Consider the following 18,634-nt stretch of genomic DNA (forward strand, 5'->3'; position numbering starts at 1 on the left):
ACGGATTTTCTACAATGGAAATCAGCCTTGCGCGCCCCCGTGTTTGCGGGGTCCGCGAACCGGGCCGGCGCCGATCGGCAGAATCGGCCGAAAGGATGCAAACCGGAGCGAAGATGAGCGAACCGTCTCTCGATGCCGTCCGACGCGATCACGCGGGCTGGATCTTCGTTCACCTCGAAGGCGAACCGTACGACCGCGGCGAGCAGCACGGCCAGTTGCTCAGCAACGAGATCCGCAACGCGATCCGCACGGCGCGCTACCTCGCGAAATGGGACACCGGCGAGGACTTCGAGACCTTCGTGAACGCCGCCGTCACGCAGTTCGCGCCGCGGATCGACAACGAATTCGCCGACGAAATCCAGGGCATCGCGGACGGCGCGAAGCTGTCGTTCGCCGAGGTGCTTGCCTGGAACGGCTATATGGATCTGCTGCAGGGCTGGTGGCCCACGCATGCGGCGGCGCAGCAACCGCAGCAACACGTGAAGCCGTGGCGCGGACGGCGCGGCCATCACTGCAGCGCCTTTATCGCGACCGGCAGCGCGACGCGCGACGGCCGCATCGTCATGGCGCACAACTCGTGGGACCGCTACGCGGCAGGCGACGCCTTCAACGTGGTGTTCGACATCGTCCCCGAATCGGGCCATCGCATTCTCATGCAGGGTCTGCCCGGCTGCATTTCCAGCCTCACCGATTTCTGGATCACCTCGGCCGGGCTGATGGTCACGGAGACGACCATCTCCAACTTTGTCGGCTACCGCACGAGCGGCGCACCCGAGTTCTACCGCTCGCGGCGCGCGACGCAATACGCGTCGAGTATCGGCGAATGGTGCGAGATGTTCGCGATGGCGAATAACGGCGGGTACGCGAACAGCTGGCTGCTCGGCGACGCCAAGACGGGCGAAATCGCGCGCTACGAACTCGGGCTGCAGCACGCGGGTTTCGAAATCACGAAAGACGGTTTTTTCAGCGGCTTCAACGCCGCGAGCGATCTCAAGATCCGCAATCAGGAATGCGTCGGAGAAGGCGACGATTTTACGGACGTGCGCCACAACGGCGCGCGGCGGCTGCGCTTCATGCAGCTTGCCGAGCGGCACCACGGCAAGATCGACGTCGAACTGGCAAAAGAGATGATCGCCGACCATCACGACGTCTATCTCGACCGCGACGACAATCCGTGCTCGCGCACGATCTGCGGCCATCTCGAACTCGACGACGCGCGTTTTGCCGGCTCGGATCACGGACCGTTCAATCCGTGGGGCGCGAACGACGGCAAGGTCGTGGATAGCGAAATGGCCCGCGATCTCGCGTTCTGGGCGCGCTGGGGCCATCCGTGCGGAAGAGCGTTCGACGCGCAGGCGTTCATGCAGCGTCATCCGCAGTGGAACTGGCTGAACGGCTATATGCGCGACCGGCCGTCGTGGCCCTGGACCCGCTTCGAGGTCCTGCGCCCCGGCGTCTGAGCCGCATCAAAAAGCACGCACGTTCGAGACGCATTGCCGCATTTCCTGCCATGATGGAACTGTCGCAATTTCGGGATGGCGGGCTGACCGTGTACCGCTCCGGGGTGCGGCACAGCGTTTGCTGCAGCCTGTGGGCTGCATGGAAAGGAGGTCGAGCGATGAAAGCCTCGACACTGATGACCAGCGTTCTCCTCTCGGCATCGTGCTTCGCAGCGCCTGTGCGTACGGCGCAAGAAGCTCCGGTTGAACCAGCGAGTGCAGGAATGCAGTTCCACCGGGACGACGCTCCGGTCGCCCCGCCCGCTCCCAATGTCCCGGCTGCCGTGGGCGGCGGCCACGAGCATTGGGAGTATCTGAGCCTGCCGAAGTCGCGGCGCCTCGATCAGGTACTGAGCCCGGAGCTACACCAGCAGACGTGATACATAACGCACACGCAGCGACGGCGTTCGGCAGCGATTCTGTATGCTCGCCGTGCGTCGCGCTCCGCCTGACACATCGCACTGAGCGCCCGCCGCGCAAAGGACACTCCGCATGCCCGCCTCCCGCATTCCCGACGAACCCATCGATCTTCAATTCACCGACGTGCTGCGCGAGGTGCGCTGGCCGGCCAACAAGGATGATCTCGTGGCTGCCGCACGCAACGCGGGCGCCAGCAACGAAGTGGTGGGAATACTGGACGGGATGCCCGAGCAGGACTACGTGGATGTCGCTTCAGTCACGCGGCTGATCGGCAGCAACTACGGCCCTGGACTCGGTTCGTAAGTCCGCTGCTTTTACGGTTCAAGCACGTAGTACAGATGCGCGGTTCAGACGCGCAGTTCAGACGTCGCGCCCGAACACCACCCGTGCAAAAAATCGGGCCAGCACTTCTTCGACGACGGGCGGCGTGACGTGCTGCGGATCGGCCGTGGCGAGAAACTGCACACCGTCGCACAGTCCGATCAGGCCGATCACGAGCCGGTCGGGCGCAAGCGGTATGGGCGTGCCGGCGCGCGCCGAAAACTCCTCGATATACGCGGCCAGCTGGTCGCGTTTTTCCTTCATGAACGCGTTAAAGCGCGTGCGAAAGCGCGCGTCGCGCGCAGCCAGCAGCTTTGCCTCCATCCATAGCAGAAAACCCTTGTTGTCCTGCGCCATGCGGCTGTAGTAGGCGATCACGCGCGCCTCCATGTCCTCGCGCGTGGTTTCGGTTTCGAAGATCGCGCGCAGATCGGCCTGCATCGCCTCGTGGTCGCGGCGCAGCAGCTCGACGAGCAGCTCGGCCTTGCTGGCGAAGTTCGAATAGAACGCCCCGCGCGTGTATCCCGCGGCAAGCGCGATGTCTTCGACGCTCGCCCCCACGAAGCCTTTGGTCATGAAAATGGCGTGCGCAGCGTCGAGCAGGCGCTCGCGCGTCTGGTCACGGCTTTGTTCGCGGGTCAGTCGGATACGAGTCATGGGCGAGAGTCTAGCACCGAACCATTCCTCGAATTCATCTGCGCACTCAGATACAACCTTGTATTAGAATCCACTGCATCATCTGTAGCCGGTGCGCCACGCGCATCGGCGCGAGTCCGTTTCCGCAGTGCCGTGCCATGGCACGCGCAGCGCACACAGCCGCGCACTTGCGCATGTGTGCGGTCCAGCAAGTCGAGGTCCATGTGAATCATTGCGGTCGTGGCGCATCGAGCAGGATGCGCAGGCAGTCCAGTCGGTCATCGCGCGGCATTGAATGGCGCCGCCTCGCCGGTCTCCTCTCCTTGTGCGGCGCCGCAGCGCTTGCGGCATGCGGCAAGCAAACCGCCGCACCGCCCGAACCGCGCCCGGTCGTCTCGATGACCGTACACCCCGATCAGGACGGCGCGCTGGCCACGTACCCCGGCGAGGTCGAAGCGCGGTATTCGACGCCGCTCTCGTTTCGCGTGAACGGCAAGATCATCGAGCGCAGCGTGCGCCTCGGCGACGCCGTCAAGCCCGGTCAAATGCTCGCGCGCCTCGATCCGGCCGACTACGACAAGAACGCCGCGAGCGCCGCCGCGCAATTCGAGGCCGCACAGCATCGCTATGGGTTCGCGAAACAGCAGCTCGAACGCGACACGGCGCAGGCCGAGGCCAATCTCATCGCGAAAGTGCAGTTCGAACAGACGCAGGATGCGTACGCGTCGGCGACCGCGCAGCGCGATCAGGCGCAGCAACAGCTCGCGCTCGCCGAGAACCAGCGCCGCTATACGCAGCTCGTCGCCGATCACGCGGGCATCATCACTGCCGAAAACGCCGATACCGGCCAGAACGTGCAGGCGGGCCAACCCGTCTATCAACTGGCGTGGTCGGGCGATATCGACGTGTTCTTCGACCTGCCGGAAAACACCGTCACCGGCGTGAGCATCGGCGAGCACGCGCAGGTGAACCTGCCGGCGCTGCCGGGCAAGCGCTATACGGCGCGCGTGCGCGAGATTGCAGCGGCCGCCGATCCGCAAAGCCGCACCTGGCGCGTAAAGCTCACACTCGACGAACCGGATGCCGCCGTTCGGCTCGGCATGAGCGCGAACGTCGTGCTCGCGGCAAAGCACGCAGGCGCCGCGGGCGCATTTACGATTCCCGCCACCGCCCTCTTTCATGACGGCAACGCACCCGCCGTCTGGATCGTGCACCAGCCCGACAACGTGCTGCAGTTGCGCCGCGTAACGATCTCGCGCTACGACGCGAGCACGATCACCGTGACGAGCGGCCTCGACGACAACGACCAGATCGTCCTGCAAGGCGTCCACACAGTCACGACGGGCCAGAAAGTGCGCCCGGTTCCGCCGCTTCATCCCGAGGACTTCGCGTCATGAGCACGCCTCACGAAGAGGGGCGCTTCAACCTGTCTGCGTGGGCGCTGCGCCATCAGGCGCTGGTCGTCTTCCTCATTGCGCTCGCAACGATCTTCGGCGCCCTCTCCTATACGCGTCTTTCGCAGTCGGAAGATCCGCCGTTCACGTTCCGCGTGATGGTGATCCAGACCTTCTGGCCAGGCGCTACGTCACGCCAGGTCGAGGACCAGGTGACGAGCCGCATCGGCCGCAAGCTTCAGGAAACGCCGCATATCGACTTCCTGCGCAGCTACTCGCGCCCGGGCGAGTCGCTCGTGTTCTTCACGATGAAGGACTCCGCGCCCGTGAGCGAGGTGAAGGAAACCTGGTACCAGGTGCGCAAAAAAGTCGGCGATATCGCCGCGTACCTGCCGCCCGGCGTCCAGGGCCCGTTTTTCAACGACGAATTCGGCGACGTCTATACCAACATCTACGCGCTGGAGGGTGACGGTTTCTCACCGGCCCAGTTGCACGACTACGCCGACAACCTGCGCGAAGAACTGCTGCGCGTGCCCGATGTCGGCAAGGTCGATTACTTCGGCGATCCGAACCAGCGCATTTACGTCGAGATTTCCAATACGCAACTCACGCGCCTCGGTATCTCGCCTACGCAGATCGGGCAGATCATCGGCGCGCAGAACAGCGTTTCGGCGGCGGGCACGCTGACCACCGCCGACGATCGCGTATTTGTGCGCCCGAGCGGCCAGTTCAAGGACGTGAAGGCGCTTGCCGATACGCTGATCCGCGTGAACGGCCGCAGCTTTCGTCTGGGCGACATCGCCACGATCCGGCGCGGCTACGACGAGCCGACCGTCACGCAGATGCGCTACGAAGGCAAAACCGTGCTCGGCATCGGCCTGACGATGCAACCGGACGGCGACGTGATCCGGCTTGGCCGCGCGCTCGATGTGCGCGTCGCGCAATTGCGCGCCCAGTTGCCCGCAGGTTTGCGGCTCGTCGAAGTATCGAGCATGCCGAAGGCGGTTTCGCGCTCGGTCGACGACTTCGTCGAGGCCGTCGCCGAAGCCATCGGCATCGTGCTGCTCGTGAGCCTTGTCTCGCTCGGCGTGCGCACGGGCACGGTCGTCGTCATCACGATTCCGATCGTGCTCGCCGTCACGTCGCTCGTCATGTATCTGTTCGGCATCGGCCTGCACAAGGTTTCGCTCGGTACGCTGGTGCTCGCGCTCGGCCTGCTCGTGGACGACGCAATCATTTCGGTCGAGATGATGGCCGTGAAGCTCGAGCAGGGCTGGAACCGCACCAGCGCCGCCGCATACGCCTATACGAGCACCGCGTTTCCGATGCTGACCGGCACGCTCGTCACGGTCGCCGGTTTCCTGCCGATCGTCCTCGCGAAGTCGAGCACCGGCGAGTACACACGTTCGATCTTCCAGGTCTCCGCCATCGCACTGATCGCTTCGTGGTTCGCGGCAGTCGTGCTGATTCCGCTGCTTGGCTACCGCCTGCTGCCCGAGCGTCAGCGCGCGCCGCACGAGCCCGACGGCCACGAACACGACATTTACGACACGCGCTTTTATCGCCGCTTCCAGCGCTGGATCGGCTGGTGCATCGACCGAAAACTGGTCGTGCTGGGCATCACCATCGTGCTCTTCCTGATGGCGCTCGCGGGCTTCACGCTCGTGCCGCAGCAGTTTTTCCCGAGTTCAGATCGGCCGGAACTGCTCGTCGACGTGCGCCTGCCGGAAGGCGCATCGTTCGACGCCACGCTGCGCGAAGCGAAGCGGATCGAAGCCGCACTGAAGGGCCGCCCCGAAATCGACCATTCGATCACCTTTGTCGGCACCGGCGCGCCGCGCTTCTATCTCCCGCTCGACCAGCAATTACAGGTGCCGAACTTCGCGCAGTTCGTGATCACGGCGAAATCGGTGGAAGACCGCGAAAAACTCGCGACCTGGCTGCAAGGAAAACTGCGCAACGACTTCCCCGCGATTCGCACGCGCCTCTCGCGGCTGGAAAACGGACCGCCCGTCGGCTATCCCGTGCAGTTGCGCGTCAGCGGCAATGACATCGCCGTCGTGCGCGGCATTGCGGACCGCGTCGCCGCCACGATGCGCGACGATCCGCGCACCGACAACGTCAACCTGGACTGGGACGAACCCGCCGAACGCTCGCTTCGCTTCGAGATCGACCAGCAGCGGGCGCGCCAGTTGAATGTGTCTTCGGAGGACGTCGCGAATTTCCTGCAGATGACGCTCTCGGGCTACACCGTCACGCAGTACCGCGAGCGCGACAAGCTCATCAGCGTCGATCTGCGCGCGCCCGCGGCTGAGCGCGTCGATCCCGCCCACCTGCTGACGATGGCGATGCCGACGCCCAACGGCCCCGTGCCGCTCGGCTCGCTCGGCCACCTCGTCAACGACCTCGAATACGGCGTGATCTGGTCGCGCGACCGGCAGCCCACCATCACGGTGCAATCCGACGTGAAGGCAGGCGCCCAGGGCATCGACGTCACGAACGACGTCGTGAGGCGACTGCAGACAGTCCGCGCCACGCTGCCGACCGGCTATCGCATCGAGGTCGGCGGCTCCGTCGAGGAAAGTGCGAAAGGCCAGGCGTCGATCAACGTACAGCTGCCGATCCTCGTGATCGCCGTGCTCACGCTGCTCATGATCCAGTTGCAGAGCTTCGCGCGCGTGATGATGGTGGTGCTGACCGCGCCGCTCGGCCTGATCGGCGTCGTCATCGCGCTGCTGCTGTTTCGGCAGCCGTTCGGGTTCGTCGCCATGCTCGGCGTGATTGCGATGTTCGGCATCATCATGCGCAATTCGGTGATCCTCGTGGACCAGATCGAAACGGATATCCGCAGCGGGCACAAGCGTTACGACGCTATCGTCGGCGCGACCGTGCGGCGCTTCAGACCGATTACGCTGACCGCTGCCGCAGCCGTGCTCGCGCTGATTCCGCTCTTGCGCTCGAACTTCTTCGGCCCGATGGCGACAGCGCTCATGGGCGGCATCACGAGCGCGACCGTGCTCACGCTCTTCTATCTGCCTGCGCTCTACGCCGCCGCGTTCCGCGTGCACAGCAACGAGACAGACGAACCCGGCGGCGATGGCCGCCACGCGGAGAATGCATCATGAAACGGTCCGCGAACACGATGACGATGCGCGTGCGTAATGGAGGACGTAATGGACGCAGTGGACGTAATGGACGTAATGCGTCCGCGCCCTGCCGCGGCGCTTGCGCAGCCGCAGCCGCGCTCGCTTTCGCATTTGGACTCACAGGCTGTGCCTGGGGTCCAGGCGGACAAGCGCCCGCAATGCCGCAACCGGCGCACTATGGCGCGCAGCCTCAGCCGGCGCAAACTGTCGCCGCACAGGGTGTCGCGCAGCAGTTCGTGGTGGGCGCGAAACCCGTGCCGCAATGGTGGACGCTGTACGGTTCCGATGCGCTCGATGCGCTCGTCGACGAGGGTCTGCGCAACAGTCCGAATCTCGCCGCCGCCGATCACAGCCTGCAGGCCGCGCGTGAACAGTTGCGCGGCCAGATCGGCAGTTCGCTGCTGCCGACCGTCGACGCACTCGGCATCGCACAGCGCCAGCGCACGCCGGGGGTGCCGCAACTGGGCGTCGACAAGCTGCAGTACGACATCTTTGCCGGTCTCGTCCAGGTGCGATACACGTTCGATCTGTTCGGCGCGACACGGCTCAATAACCTGGCGCTCACGGCGCGCGTCGACATGCAGTTGTTTCAGTTCGACGCTGCGCGGCGCGCGCTCGCAGCCAACATCGTGGCCGCGGCGATCGGCGCCGCCACGCTTCACGAGGAAATCGACACGACCGAGCGGCTCGTCGCACTCGCCAACGCGCAGGCCGACGATATGGCGAAGCGCTATGCGCTCGGCGCGGTCTCGCATACGGACCTGTTGAGCGCGCAACAAAGTGCGGCGTCGCTCGCGACCAGTCTGCCGGTTCTGCGCCAGCAATCGAGCACGACGCGCCACGCGCTTGCGGTGCTGCTCGGCCGCACGCCTGACGCGGCGCCGCCCGATCTCGATCTCGCGAGCCTCACACTGCCGCCGCAGGTGCCCGTGGTGGTGCCATCGGAACTGTTGAAGTCGCGGCCCGACATCCAAGCCGCCGACGCCGCGCTGAAGGCCGCCGCCGCCAATGTCGGCGCGGCCACGGCGCAGATGTTCCCGAGCATCACGCTATCGGCTGCGCTTGGCCAGGCCGGTTTTTCGTGGCCGATGGTGACTTCCGGCGCGGGCGCGCTGTGGGCCATCGGCGCTTCGCTGTCGCAGCCGATCTTCCACGGCGGCGCACTCCTCGCACAGCGGCGCGCGGCGCTACAGTCGTACGATGCGGCGAACGCGTCGTACCGGCAGACGGTGCTCGCGGCGTTCCAGAATGTCGCCGATCAACTCGCAGCGCTAGAGCACGATGCGCAGGCGCTCGATTCGGCTAGCTTGTCCGCGCGCTCTTCCGAGGGCGTGTACGAGGAGACGAATGCGCGTTATCGGCTCGGCGCGGTGCCCTGGTACGCGGTGCGGCAAAGCGAGCAGCAATGGCGCAACGCGCGGCTCGACGAGATCCGCTATCGCGGCTCGCGGCTTTCGGATACGGCGGCGCTGTTCCAGGCGATGGGTAGCCCGCCTGTTGCGGCGGATGCAGGGAAGTCGTCCGCCGGTGCTGCCGTGAAGGTTGGTGCTGCGAGTGAGTAGCGATGGTGGATCGATGAGTATTTTTTTGATCGACGAAGGTAATGGACTAGTCGAAAGAATACGGGCATTGTTACCAACGTCATATCAACTACCGCTATCAGAGTCCCCGCCCTCGCGGCTCTTTTGGGTACATACACTCAAATGGCCTAACAATCCTTAACCTTCCGGCTCGCGCGAACTTGCTACGATGGGTCCCCGAAAACGAGTTGGGAGAAAGCATGCCGTGGGATCCCAGAGGGGCAGCGAGCCGGGCCGAACAACGTTCGCGAAGCACCAGTCAAGGTAGATGCGCGGAGTATGTCCGTCTGGCAGTCGAAGCTGGCGGAATCGTCCTGTCACGTCACGCCGACGCAAAAGATTACGGACGGAGCCTCGAAGACGCGGGCTTTTATCGCGCTAATGGGGAACCGCAGGTTGGCGATGTCATAGTCATTCAACCCGCACCAGGACATGCACACGGTCACATGGCCATCTACAGCGGATCAATCTGGATTTCTGATTTCAAACAGCTCAACGGCTTTTATCCCGGGCCGGCATATCGCACTGCCCGGCCGTCCTACCAGATATACCGGCACAACTGAGGTCGCATATGAACCGGGACATTCGCTCTCCATTCCCCGCACTGTGGGCTGCAATCTGCCTCACTCTCGCGTTTTCCGTGCAAGCGCACGCGCAAAGTACGCCTGCGGCGCCAGAAGCATTCGTCACTACGTTTTATCAATGGTTCTTCAAGCACGACAACGATCAGACTGCGCCGTTGCGCGAACACGCGATATACAACTATGTTGCGCAGCGGACCGTTGACCGGCTCAAAGACGAATACAGCCGCACTGGGCCACCGCAAGGCGTGGACTATTTTCTGAAAGTCCAGGACTATGATCCGCGCGACTGGGCCGCGCACATTGCGACGCAGCGGCCAATTGCGCTCGGGGATGTCACGATCATCCCCGTCACATTCGGCTCGAAGGATAAAACAAGCATCCTCGTGTTTCTACGCAACGAGCACGGACACTGGAAAATCATAAAGATCGACGACACCCTGGACTACAACTAATCCCAGCCGATCTCGTTCTTGCCCTTCGACGTGCCGCCGCGCCGATCAAAAATACGGTGCGTTGTCACCAACGCGCCGTATTAACCATCGCTATAACAGAGCTTCGCATGGCGAAACTCTGCACGCTCAACGCAGGTGATCTTGCACCTTCTGTTCGTCCGTTACGCCAAGATCAGCAAAATTACTGATCCTGACATCGCCATCGGGAAAGCGTGCAACGACGTCAAGCTGGCCGCCCATCGCTTCAATGTGGCTACGCAACATCGAAATGTACATGTCTGTCTGCTTCTCGATAGCGCCCCTTGATGTTCTACGTATCGTCTCGCTTCTCAACGCCCTGATATCCGGCATCGCACCCGCATCCTTGCCTTGCACTAACGTGTGGACCTGGATCACGTCATTCACGTTCGCCGCCGACCCGACCACCGCGCGCACCAGACCTCCGTCAGTATCAATGCGCGATATGCGCGCTCATACCAAAATACCGCTGATCATCGCCGCCTCATTCCGACGTATCGGACTCCGGTTTCCGCATAAATTACTTGAAGCGTGTTAGACACTTTGGATAACGGGTCCGGCATGAATAAATTCCGTTATGCTTATCAACCACATAGAATCACTGCCCGCCCCTGAGACTCGGAACATGAATGAGCTAGTCACCCCGCAGCAAGCAAGTAGCCCAATCTATCCGCAAGCGCTGACGGTAGAGGACTTTCGCCGCAACCTCGCTGAGGTGCGCAATCGCATCACCCGTGCCTGCAAGCGAGTTGGCCGCGCACCATCTTCGGTTCGTCTGTTACCGGTGAGCAAGACGGTCGATGAAGCGCGCATCCGACTGTCCTATGAGGCGGGCTGCAAGGAACTAGGTGAAAACAAGGTGCAAGAGGCCTATCGCAAGTGGGGGGCCATGTCCGATCTCACAGACTTACGCTGGTCGGTAATCGGCCACCTCCAGACAAACAAGGCCAAGTTGGTCGCTCAATTTGCTTCGGAATTTCAGGCCCTCGACAGCGTACGTGTCGCGGAAGCGCTAGAGCGACGCCTGCAAACGGAGGGACGTGGTCTCGACGTATTTGTCCAGGTCAACACGTCCGGCGAGGCTAGCAAATATGGCTTGCCCCCGGATGAGGTAGTGGCCTTTGTGCGAGGACTGGTGGCATATCCAGCCCTTCGGGTGCGCGGTCTGATGACATTGGCATTGCTGTCATCGGAAACCGCACGCGTGCGCGAGTGTTTTGTCCTCCTGCGGGATCTGAAAAACCGCATTCAACATGATCTGCCCCAAGGGAACGAGGTCACTGAGTTGTCGATGGGCATGTCAGGAGACTTCGAAACCGCCATCGAAGAAGGAGCCACGGTGGTCCGCGTCGGGCAAGCTATTTACGGCGCTCGCAATCTGCCAGATAGCCATTTTTGGCCTACTGAAGGGGCATGACACGAACACATTCAAGTCCAATTGATCAGTCATACCGCTTTGGGCGGCAGCGGAGTGACTAGCTTTAACGCAAAAGGCCGCAGATTCTGTAGAAAAGATCTCAACGCTGCTAATTGGAAATTCCAGGTTACGCAAAGCATAGAGGAACTAGCGCTACGGCCCGTTCCAATCTTAGATAGGAGTTAACCTCGTGAAAATTTATCGTATCGTCGTTCGTCAAGATGGCCGCTTGCTGGGTCACTTCGAGTCGGAGGTGCCATGGGCGCTAGAGGCAATCAGCATCGTTGAGGCTGAATTTGCTAAAAATCCCGGCTTCCAGTTCGAGCGCCTGGTCGCGGAAGAGGAACGTAGACTCATACAGGCCGGTCCCGAGGGGGTACGCGTTCTTAATAGAGAATTAGTCTTCAAACCAATTCCATGACCGAATTGCACGATGTTTTTCGGCGTGTCGCCAAACAACAGAACGAGCACAAACGGCACCGGAATAGAAATTCGACGAGCATTTTGAGTAGGTTTACTACAATATTTTCGATAACGGGCTCCCTGACCATATGCGGAGTTATATGGCGCGGGTACCTCGGTGGGGCGATTTTTTTAGTGATTGGCGCCGCGCTTAGCTGGATTGTGGTGAAAGCGACCGAGTCTTTTATTTGTGATTTGCCCGAGGATGCGGAATAGTGGCAAAAACGACAACGCATCTCCGCCGACTCCCCTCTTGTCCATCGACGTACCAACCGGCTAGCCGGAAAAACAAAAAAATACGGCGCGTTGTCACCAACGCGCCGTACCGACCACCTTTATTTTTACCCCCCCCGCTTATCAGGGCTTGTTCGATTCGAACAGGTCCATGATCCGTTGCTTCTCGTTCGACGTCACGTTCGGCGGCGTCATGCCGGCCGGCGCCATGCCGCCAACGGCCTCGCCGGCCCCACCCGCCAGATTCGACGAATCGACGCCGATGCTCGCCACGAAGCCGCTACCCGGCGTCATGTCCGTGAAATACAGCTCGCCGGCAATCGTCGTCACGCCTTCGGGCGGCGGCGGATCCTCTTGCGGCACGCCGCGCAGCGCGTGCTGCATGTATTCCACCCAGATCGGCAGTGCGAGCTGCGCACCGAATTCGCGGCTGCCGAGGCTCTTCGGCTGGTCGTAGCCCATCCACGCCACCGCAACCAGCGAGCGCTGATAACCCGCAAACCAGCCGTCCTTGGCATCGTTGGTCGTACCGGTCTTGCCGTGCAGATCGCTACGATGCAGAACGTTCGTGCCCGCGCCCGTGCCCGAGGTCGCCACCGTATGCAGCAGGCTGCCCATCACGTACGCGTTGCGCGGCGAGATCGTCTGCGGCGCATTCTGGCCCGCGACGAGCGGCTGCGCGCGCAGGATCGGGCGGCCGTGCGAGTCGTCGACTTCGGCGATCAAATACGGGTTGATGCGATAGCCGCCATTCGCGAACACCGAGTACGCGCCCGCCGACTGCAGCGGCGTGACGAGCCCCGCGCCCAGCGCCATCGGCAGATACGGCGGCGTCTTGTCGGCATCGAAGCCGAAGCGCTGCGTCACGAAGTCCTGCGCGTATTTCGTGCCGATGTACGAGAGGATGCGGATCGAGACGAGGTTCTTCGATTTCGCGAGCGCGAGACGCATCGGCATCGGACCTTCCGGCTGATCGTCGTCCTTCGGCTCCCACGCGTCGCCGCCAGGCGTGCTGGGCGGGAAGAACAGCGGCGCGTCGTTGATGATCGTCGCCGGTCCCAGGCCCTTTTCGAGCGACGCCGAATAGATGAACGGCTTGAAGCTCGAACCCGGCTGGCGCCACGCCTGCGTGACGTGGTTGAACTTGTTCTTGTTGAAATCGAAGCCGCCGATCAGCGCGCGAATCGCGCCGTCCTGCGGCGTGAGCGAGACGAGCGCGCCTTCCACCTGCGGCAGCTGCGTGATCTGCCAGTTGCCCTTGTCGTCGGGCAGCACGCGCACGATCGAGCCCACGCGGATGTGCTGCGCCTGCGAAGCGCGCGGCGACAACGCCGCCGCCACGAAGCGCAGGCCTTCTCCGCTCATGGTGACGGTCGTGCCGTCGAGCAGTTGCGCCTTGACTACCTTCGGATTCGCCTCGGTCACGACAGCCGCGACGATCGCGCCGTTGTCCGGGTGGTCGGTGAGCGCGTCTTCGATAGACTGCTCGCGGTCGTCGCCGCTCGCGGGCAACTGCACGAAGCCTTCCGGCCCGCGATAGCCGTGGCGGCGCTCGTAGTCCATCACACCCTTGCGCACGGCGTTGTAGGCGGCTTCCTGATCGGCGGAATCGATCGTGGTCGTCACGGTGAGGCCGCGCGTGTAAGTCTCATCCTTGTACTGTGCATACATCATCTGCCGCACCATTTCGGAGATGTATTCGGCATGCACGCTGTATTCGTTGCCCGCGCTCTTCGTCACGAGCGGCTCCTTGATCGCCGCGTCGTACTGATCCCGGGTGATATAGCGGAGATCGAGCATGCGCTTGAGGATGTACTCCTGGCGGATCTTCGCGCGGTGCGGATTGACGATCGGGTTATACGCGGACGGCGCCTTCGGCAGCCCCGCGAGCATCGCGGCCTGCGCGAGCGTGATGTCCTTGAGATCCTTGCCGAAGTACACGCGCGCCGCGGCCGAGAAGCCATAGGCGCGCTGCCCCAGATAGATCTGGTTCATGTACAGCTCGAGGATCTGATCCTTCGTGAGCGCCCGCTCGATCTTGTACGCGAGCAGCATCTCGTAGACCTTGCGCGTATAGGTCTTCTCGCTCGAGAGGAAGAAGTTGCGCGCGACCTGCATCGTGATCGTGCTCGCGCCCTGCGCCGCGCCGCCGTGGGTCAGGTCGGCGAGGCCCGCGCGCAGGATGCCGACGAAGTCGACGCCGCCGTGCTCGTAGAAGCGGTAGTCCTCGATTGCGAGCACCGCTTTTTTCTGGATATCGGGGATGTCCTGGAAGCGCACGATCTGCCGGCGTTCCTCGCCGAACTCGCCGATCAGCACGTGATCGGCCGTATAGACGCGCAGCGGAACCTTCGGGCGATAGTCGGTGAGCGCGTCGAGCGACGGCAGATGCGGCCCCATCACGACAAGCGCATAACCGGCGATCAGTGCGCCGACCACAAGCAGCGTCACGATCAGGCCGACGAACCAGAGCGCGATCGACGCGCCGATCGAGCGGCCGCGCGTGGCGCCGCCGTTCGCACCATCTGGCGGCGTGTGACGTTCCGGCTGCTGGTGTCCTTTGCGGAAGGCGGGTTCCCGATCGTCGTTCGGATACTGCGAAGAAGGCGGCTGTTTAATGATAGGCATGACTGGAATGATTGGCGCGTCCGGTGCGCGCCCCCGTTTGTGCCCGGTTGGGCCTGCTTTGGGCCTGCTTTGGGCCTGCTTGCGCCCGTTTGTGCCCATATGTGCGCGTCTCTCTCGCGCACAAGGATCGTGGTCATGGCGTCATGGCGCCAATGCGGCGACCGGCAGCGCCAGCCCTGTGACCGTCGCTGCAACGCGGCGGACTACGCCCCCGTCCCGCCGCCCGGCACGCGCTCAAAGCGCGCCATCACGCAATGTAACAGCGCATTCTAAATAAATCACGCGACGCGGGACGGCGATTTTGTAAAAAAAAATGTTGTCGGGCCACGTGCGGTAAGCGGCACATACGACCGCCCGCATCTTCAAACCGGCTTTTCAGCAATAAAAGGCGGCTCTGTGCGCCATCCGATGCGTTCTTCGCAAAAGGTTTTCAGACAAAGCGCCGTTGAGCGCCGGAATGCGCGCCGCACGCCGGGGTTGTCAGCATATTGTTGCTTCGCGTGTCGCCATGGCGCGCACACCCGGGCATTGCGCGTCGGGCGTCAAGCCGTATGATGCGTAGCTGCGACACGCTCCACCCGGCCCGCATGCGGTTTTCGCAAGACAGCCTCACGCGCGCCCCGGGCGGGATCCCGGGGTCACCCGAAGCCGACCTGGCAGCCGACCATGAACAAGCCTAGCGAACGCATCGTCGTCTTCGTCACGCCCGCGCAAAAGCGCGCGATCTCGGCTGCGGCCGACACGCTCGGCATCAGCATCAGCGAGCTGATGCGCCGCGCCGTGCTCGCGTTTGGCGCGACGAGCGATCAGGTGAAAGCCGCGAGCATCGTCGACTGGCTGAACGCGCCGCGCGAACCCGATACGCTCGCCCAGGTGCTGCACAAAGCCACGAAACCGTTGCGCCCGCGGCGCGGGAGCGCGCTGCGTCTCACCCCTTCCGCGGCTCCCGCCCAGGACGGCGAACCTGAGCCAGCGCAACTCGCACCGAAAGACGAAGCCACTGCACCCGCGCAAACGGATCGTGACCTCGCCGCGACAGCAGCGCACGGCGGCGGCGAGGCGGACGCCGCACAACCGCAAGTCGCCACTGAAACGCAAGCCGCAGCGCTGCCCGCATCTCCCGCCGCCGGACCCGACATCGGCAACGCCACGCGCGAAATCGGCCAGGCCGTCGCCCGTCTGAGCGCTGAAGCAGCCGTGACCGACGCGGCATTTCCCGATCCCGCGCATGCCGGGCACGATGAACCGCTCCAGTCGCTGAGCGCGCCGCCAGTTGCACGCGCAACGCGAGCGAGCCACGCCGCCGACACGCATCAAGACGAACAGGGCAACGGTGCGTCCGAAGAAGGCAAGTTTGCGTAGCGAGGCGTCGCCGCGCGGCAAGCCGGACAGTGGAATTTCAGGTCCGCTTTAAGTCCCCGCTTTAAGTCCCCTTTTTAAGCCGCCTTTAAGAGACCCCGTGGTGTAATATCCGCGAGCGATGGCAGCCGGGCCATGCCTGGCCGCATGCCGGTTCGTCGCGCCGGTTCGTCAACACGCTCTTGCAATAGGCGGAAGGCGCCCCGATTTACCGGCTGCATGCGCGCTCTGTACAAAGCGGCGTAATCTGCCAACAGCGCTGGCAACAACGCGGTCCACAGCACTGTTGCCAGCGGGCACGATGCCGATGCTGCTCGACGCCGTCTGCGCCTGCGTGCATTTCGGCCCATCGCAGCCCGTTTCAATTCACGGAGGAATTCATGTCGCTTTTCGACTCCATCTCTCGCACGCTCAAGGGCCTGCTCAACGACGCCGCCGATTCGGTGCAGGACCCGTCGCGCGACGCACGCCAGATCGTGCGCGAACTCGACGACAGCATCGCGAAAGCGGAGAACGCGCTCGTCGAGATCCAGGCGCAGGTCGCGACGCAGCAAAGCAAGCGCGACGTGGCCGCCGACAAGGCGAAGAAGTACGAAGAAGGCGCGCGGCGCGCGCTGCAATCGGGCGATGAAGCGCTCGCACGCGAAGCGCTCGGCGCGCAGTCCACGGCCGAAGCCGAACGCGATGCGCTTGCCGCAGAACTCGCGAAGCTCGAACCGTCGGTCGATCAACTGAAGCAGCAGATCGACGACATGCGCCAGCGGCGCAACGACCTCAACGCACGCTCGAACATCCTGCAGGCGAAGCAGCAGATCGCGCAGGCGAAGGACGTCGCGGCTACGGCGCTCGGCGGCATCGGCGGCAAGAATCTCTCGGCCGATTTCCAGAAGCTCGAAGACAAGGTCGCGCTGTCGAACGCGCGCTCGGATGCGCGGCTCACCTCTGCCGACACATCGAGCGGCAAGGCGCTCGACGACAAGCTCGCCGCGCTGAACAAGGGCCCATCGGTGGATGAGCGTCTCGAAGCCCTCAAGAAGCAACTGAACACACCGGCGCAATAACGCGCAGGGGTGTCCGGAGGCGGCGCGGCGCTCACCGCGCGCCGCCTCCTCGTCCCGACCGTCATGGAGACGGGCGTCACGCCGCCCGGCTTGCAACATGAAAAAGTTTCTCGTCGCCGCCCTTGCTTCGCTTGCATTCGCAAGCGGTGCCGCGTTCGCGGTGCCCAACGCGCAGCAGATCGAATCCGCCATGTCGCGAGGCGACTGGCAACGCGCGGATGCAGGCCTCGTGGAGGTTCTGCAGGCACATCCGAACAACGCGCACGCCCACTATCTCTACGCGCAGGTGCTCAATCGCGAAGGCCGCTACGCCGACGCGCTGACCCAGGTCGAACAGGCCAGATCGCTCGATCCGCAAGTGCGCTTCACGACACCGCAACGCTTCGCCCAGGTCGAAGCGAATATCCGCGCCGATGCGACGCGCGCCGGTGCCGTCACCACGAGCCGCACGGCCAATCCGTTCGCCCGGCAACAGACTCAGCAACAGGTTCAGCAGGCTGCGCCTGCAACCGCGCCGCAACGTCACGGCCTCGGCATGGGTGCGTGGATCGGCTTTGCGGTCCTGCTCGCCGGCATTGCGCTGGTGCTGCGCTGGACGCTGCGCCGCGCGAAGTCGAATGAAGACGCCAAAGCCGGCGGCGACCGTCTCGATCAGCTCAAGCGCGCCACGGAACTGCTCAATGCGGTGCGCTCGCTCAAGCTCGACGTGCGGCTTTCGACAGCGCCGGGCCACGATGTGCTCGAAAAGGAAGTCGAGGGGCTGGAAGCGCAATTGCGCGGCCTCGTCGAAACGCTCTCGAACAGCGCCAATCCGCTGCCGCCGTATCAGATCGAGGACCTCGAACACCAGTTCGAAAGCCTCAAGGCGCGCGCCGATGGCCGCCCCGATCCGAACGCGCAGCCCGCTGCGGCCTCGCCTGGCGGCAGCAATTCCACCTATGCGCGCGAAGCCGACGCCGCGTTCGGCCATCAGCCGCAGGCGCCCTATCCGCCGCAGCAACCGCCGCAGGTCATCGTGCAGCAAGGCGGCGGAATGGGTGGGATGGGCGGATTGCTGACCGGCGTGCTGCTCGGCGAGGCGCTTGGCCGCGGGCGTGAGCGCGTGGTCGAGCGCGATGTCTACGTCGACGAAGACGGTCGCCGCATACCGCGCGGCGGCGATGGCAGCGGCCTCGACTTGGGCCAGGGTTCGAACGACTGGGACGATGGTTCAGGCGGCGGCGTCGATATGGGCAGTAACGACAGCTCCGACGACTGGGGCAATTCGTAGAAGTCGCGGCACGCGCAGCGCTTGACGGCGCATGCATGCAATCTCACGACGGGCTCTCTTGCAGAGCCCGTTTTTTATCGAGGCGCGACAACGATTGCGCAGTCGGCCGGAAGGAAATGCGCATCGCTTCTCAACTCGCCGCGATAGTGACGC

16 protein-coding genes and 1 pseudogene are annotated in these 18,634 nt (G+C 63.5%); 13 read left to right on the plus strand and 4 right to left on the minus strand.

Annotated elements, in window-relative coordinates; all coding sequences use genetic code 11:
- Positions 1-113 precede the first annotated feature (113 nt).
- The 3 genes from EPN59_RS00355 to EPN59_RS00365 all read left to right on the plus strand — a co-directional run bounded on the left by EPN59_RS00355 (position 114) and on the right by EPN59_RS00365 (position 2,222).
- Positions 114-1,460: a C45 family peptidase gene (locus tag EPN59_RS00355; protein ID WP_293045334.1), complete on the plus strand. Its 1,347-nt coding sequence runs from the start codon at positions 114-116 to the stop codon at positions 1,458-1,460.
- A gap of 263 nt (positions 1,461-1,723) precedes the next feature.
- Positions 1,724-1,879: a hypothetical protein gene (locus tag EPN59_RS19685; protein ID WP_363928519.1), complete on the plus strand. Its 156-nt coding sequence runs from the start codon at positions 1,724-1,726 to the stop codon at positions 1,877-1,879.
- A gap of 112 nt (positions 1,880-1,991) precedes the next feature.
- Positions 1,992-2,222 carry a DUF2795 domain-containing protein gene (locus EPN59_RS00365; protein WP_293034254.1) on the plus strand — a complete coding sequence of 77 codons (231 nt, stop codon included), beginning with the start codon at positions 1,992-1,994 and terminating at the stop codon, positions 2,220-2,222.
- Between the two features lie 57 nt (positions 2,223-2,279).
- Here EPN59_RS00365 and EPN59_RS00370 read toward each other — a convergent pair whose 3' ends face one another.
- The gene (locus tag EPN59_RS00370) at positions 2,280-2,897 is read right to left on the minus strand and encodes a TetR/AcrR family transcriptional regulator (RefSeq protein WP_293034255.1); all 618 of its coding nucleotides are present in this window, start codon (positions 2,895-2,897) and stop codon (positions 2,280-2,282) included.
- A gap of 236 nt (positions 2,898-3,133) precedes the next feature.
- On the opposite strand from EPN59_RS00370, the gene EPN59_RS00375 reads away from it, so the two are divergent.
- The 5 genes from EPN59_RS00375 (at position 3,134) to EPN59_RS00395 (ending at position 10,032) form a co-directional block, all read left to right on the plus strand.
- Positions 3,134-4,273: an efflux RND transporter periplasmic adaptor subunit gene (locus EPN59_RS00375; protein ID WP_293034256.1), complete on the plus strand. Its 1,140-nt coding sequence runs from the start codon at positions 3,134-3,136 to the stop codon at positions 4,271-4,273.
- Positions 4,270-7,395, plus strand: a complete 3,126-nt coding sequence (locus tag EPN59_RS00380) for an efflux RND transporter permease subunit (protein ID WP_293034257.1) — start codon at positions 4,270-4,272, stop codon at positions 7,393-7,395. The genes EPN59_RS00375 and EPN59_RS00380 overlap by 4 nt, the downstream gene beginning before the upstream one ends.
- Positions 7,396-7,418: 23 nt before the next feature.
- Complete coding sequence (locus EPN59_RS00385; protein ID WP_293045420.1) at positions 7,419-8,978, plus strand: efflux transporter outer membrane subunit; 1,560 nt, start codon at positions 7,419-7,421, stop codon at positions 8,976-8,978.
- A 218-nt stretch (positions 8,979-9,196) separates the two neighbouring features.
- The gene (locus tag EPN59_RS00390; RefSeq protein ID WP_293041537.1) at positions 9,197-9,559 is read left to right on the plus strand and encodes a CHAP domain-containing protein; all 363 of its coding nucleotides are present in this window, start codon (positions 9,197-9,199) and stop codon (positions 9,557-9,559) included.
- A gap of 8 nt (positions 9,560-9,567) precedes the next feature.
- Entirely contained in the window at positions 9,568-10,032 is a 465-nt protein-coding gene (locus EPN59_RS00395) for a DUF3828 domain-containing protein (RefSeq protein WP_293041534.1), read from the plus strand.
- A gap of 126 nt (positions 10,033-10,158) precedes the next feature.
- Here EPN59_RS00395 and EPN59_RS00400 read toward each other — a convergent pair whose 3' ends face one another.
- Positions 10,159-10,383: a hypothetical protein gene (locus EPN59_RS00400; protein ID WP_293041531.1), complete on the minus strand. Its 225-nt coding sequence runs from the start codon at positions 10,381-10,383 to the stop codon at positions 10,159-10,161.
- Positions 10,346-10,543: pseudogene (locus EPN59_RS00405) on the minus strand (transposase); the annotation flags it as partial. The pseudogene EPN59_RS00405 and the gene EPN59_RS00400, both read right to left, overlap by 38 nt.
- A 132-nt stretch (positions 10,544-10,675) precedes the next feature.
- Here EPN59_RS00405 and EPN59_RS00410 point away from each other — a divergent pair.
- Together EPN59_RS00410 and EPN59_RS00415 are read left to right on the plus strand one after the other, a co-directional pair.
- Complete coding sequence (locus tag EPN59_RS00410; RefSeq protein WP_293041528.1) at positions 10,676-11,467, plus strand: YggS family pyridoxal phosphate-dependent enzyme; 792 nt, start codon at positions 10,676-10,678, stop codon at positions 11,465-11,467.
- A gap of 190 nt (positions 11,468-11,657) precedes the next feature.
- Positions 11,658-11,888 (plus strand): cytoplasmic protein, encoded by a 231-nt coding sequence (locus tag EPN59_RS00415; protein WP_293041525.1) that lies wholly within the window; start codon positions 11,658-11,660, stop codon positions 11,886-11,888.
- Between the two features lie 398 nt (positions 11,889-12,286).
- Here the strand turns inward: EPN59_RS00415 and EPN59_RS00420 are convergent, their stop codons facing one another.
- Positions 12,287-14,791: a penicillin-binding protein 1A gene (locus EPN59_RS00420; protein ID WP_293041522.1), complete on the minus strand. Its 2,505-nt coding sequence runs from the start codon at positions 14,789-14,791 to the stop codon at positions 12,287-12,289.
- A gap of 666 nt (positions 14,792-15,457) precedes the next feature.
- Here EPN59_RS00420 and EPN59_RS00425 point away from each other — a divergent pair.
- The 3 genes from EPN59_RS00425 (at position 15,458) to EPN59_RS00435 (ending at position 18,481) form a co-directional block, all read left to right on the plus strand.
- Complete coding sequence (locus EPN59_RS00425) at positions 15,458-16,153, plus strand: hypothetical protein (RefSeq protein ID WP_293041519.1); 696 nt, start codon at positions 15,458-15,460, stop codon at positions 16,151-16,153.
- A gap of 377 nt (positions 16,154-16,530) precedes the next feature.
- Positions 16,531-17,211: a PspA/IM30 family protein gene (locus EPN59_RS00430; protein ID WP_293041516.1), complete on the plus strand. Its 681-nt coding sequence runs from the start codon at positions 16,531-16,533 to the stop codon at positions 17,209-17,211.
- Positions 17,212-17,308: 97 nt separating this feature from the next.
- On the plus strand, positions 17,309-18,481 hold the full coding sequence (locus EPN59_RS00435; protein WP_293041513.1) for a tetratricopeptide repeat protein: 1,173 nt from the start codon (positions 17,309-17,311) through the stop codon (positions 18,479-18,481).
- Positions 18,482-18,634 lie beyond the last annotated feature (153 nt).

The sequence above is a fragment of the Paraburkholderia sp. genome, assembly GCF_004298475.1.
GTDB classification, from domain to species: domain Bacteria; phylum Pseudomonadota; class Gammaproteobacteria; order Burkholderiales; family Burkholderiaceae; genus Paraburkholderia; species Paraburkholderia denitrificans.

Excerpts from the sequence above, each read along its gene's own strand:
- EPN59_RS00355 (WP_293045334.1), top strand. The coding sequence starts at position 114 with ATGAGCGAACCGTCTCTCGATGCCGTCCGACGCGATCACGCGGGCTGG.
- EPN59_RS19685 (WP_363928519.1), top strand. The coding sequence starts at position 1,724 with ATGCAGTTCCACCGGGACGACGCTCCGGTCGCCCCGCCCGCTCCCAAT.
- EPN59_RS00365 (WP_293034254.1), top strand. The coding sequence starts at position 1,992 with ATGCCCGCCTCCCGCATTCCCGACGAACCCATCGATCTTCAATTCACC.
- EPN59_RS00370 (WP_293034255.1), bottom strand. The coding sequence starts at position 2,897 with ATGACTCGTATCCGACTGACCCGCGAACAAAGCCGTGACCAGACGCGC.
- EPN59_RS00375 (WP_293034256.1), top strand. The coding sequence starts at position 3,134 with ATGCGCAGGCAGTCCAGTCGGTCATCGCGCGGCATTGAATGGCGCCGC.
- EPN59_RS00380 (WP_293034257.1), top strand. The coding sequence starts at position 4,270 with ATGAGCACGCCTCACGAAGAGGGGCGCTTCAACCTGTCTGCGTGGGCG.
- EPN59_RS00385 (WP_293045420.1), top strand. The coding sequence starts at position 7,419 with ATGCGCGTGCGTAATGGAGGACGTAATGGACGCAGTGGACGTAATGGA.
- EPN59_RS00390 (WP_293041537.1), top strand. The coding sequence starts at position 9,197 with ATGCCGTGGGATCCCAGAGGGGCAGCGAGCCGGGCCGAACAACGTTCG.
- EPN59_RS00395 (WP_293041534.1), top strand. The coding sequence starts at position 9,568 with ATGAACCGGGACATTCGCTCTCCATTCCCCGCACTGTGGGCTGCAATC.
- EPN59_RS00400 (WP_293041531.1), bottom strand. The coding sequence starts at position 10,383 with ATGCCGGATATCAGGGCGTTGAGAAGCGAGACGATACGTAGAACATCA.
- EPN59_RS00410 (WP_293041528.1), top strand. The coding sequence starts at position 10,676 with ATGAATGAGCTAGTCACCCCGCAGCAAGCAAGTAGCCCAATCTATCCG.
- EPN59_RS00420 (WP_293041522.1), bottom strand. The coding sequence starts at position 14,791 with ATGCCTATCATTAAACAGCCGCCTTCTTCGCAGTATCCGAACGACGAT.
- EPN59_RS00425 (WP_293041519.1), top strand. The coding sequence starts at position 15,458 with ATGAACAAGCCTAGCGAACGCATCGTCGTCTTCGTCACGCCCGCGCAA.
- EPN59_RS00430 (WP_293041516.1), top strand. The coding sequence starts at position 16,531 with ATGTCGCTTTTCGACTCCATCTCTCGCACGCTCAAGGGCCTGCTCAAC.
- EPN59_RS00435 (WP_293041513.1), top strand. The coding sequence starts at position 17,309 with ATGAAAAAGTTTCTCGTCGCCGCCCTTGCTTCGCTTGCATTCGCAAGC.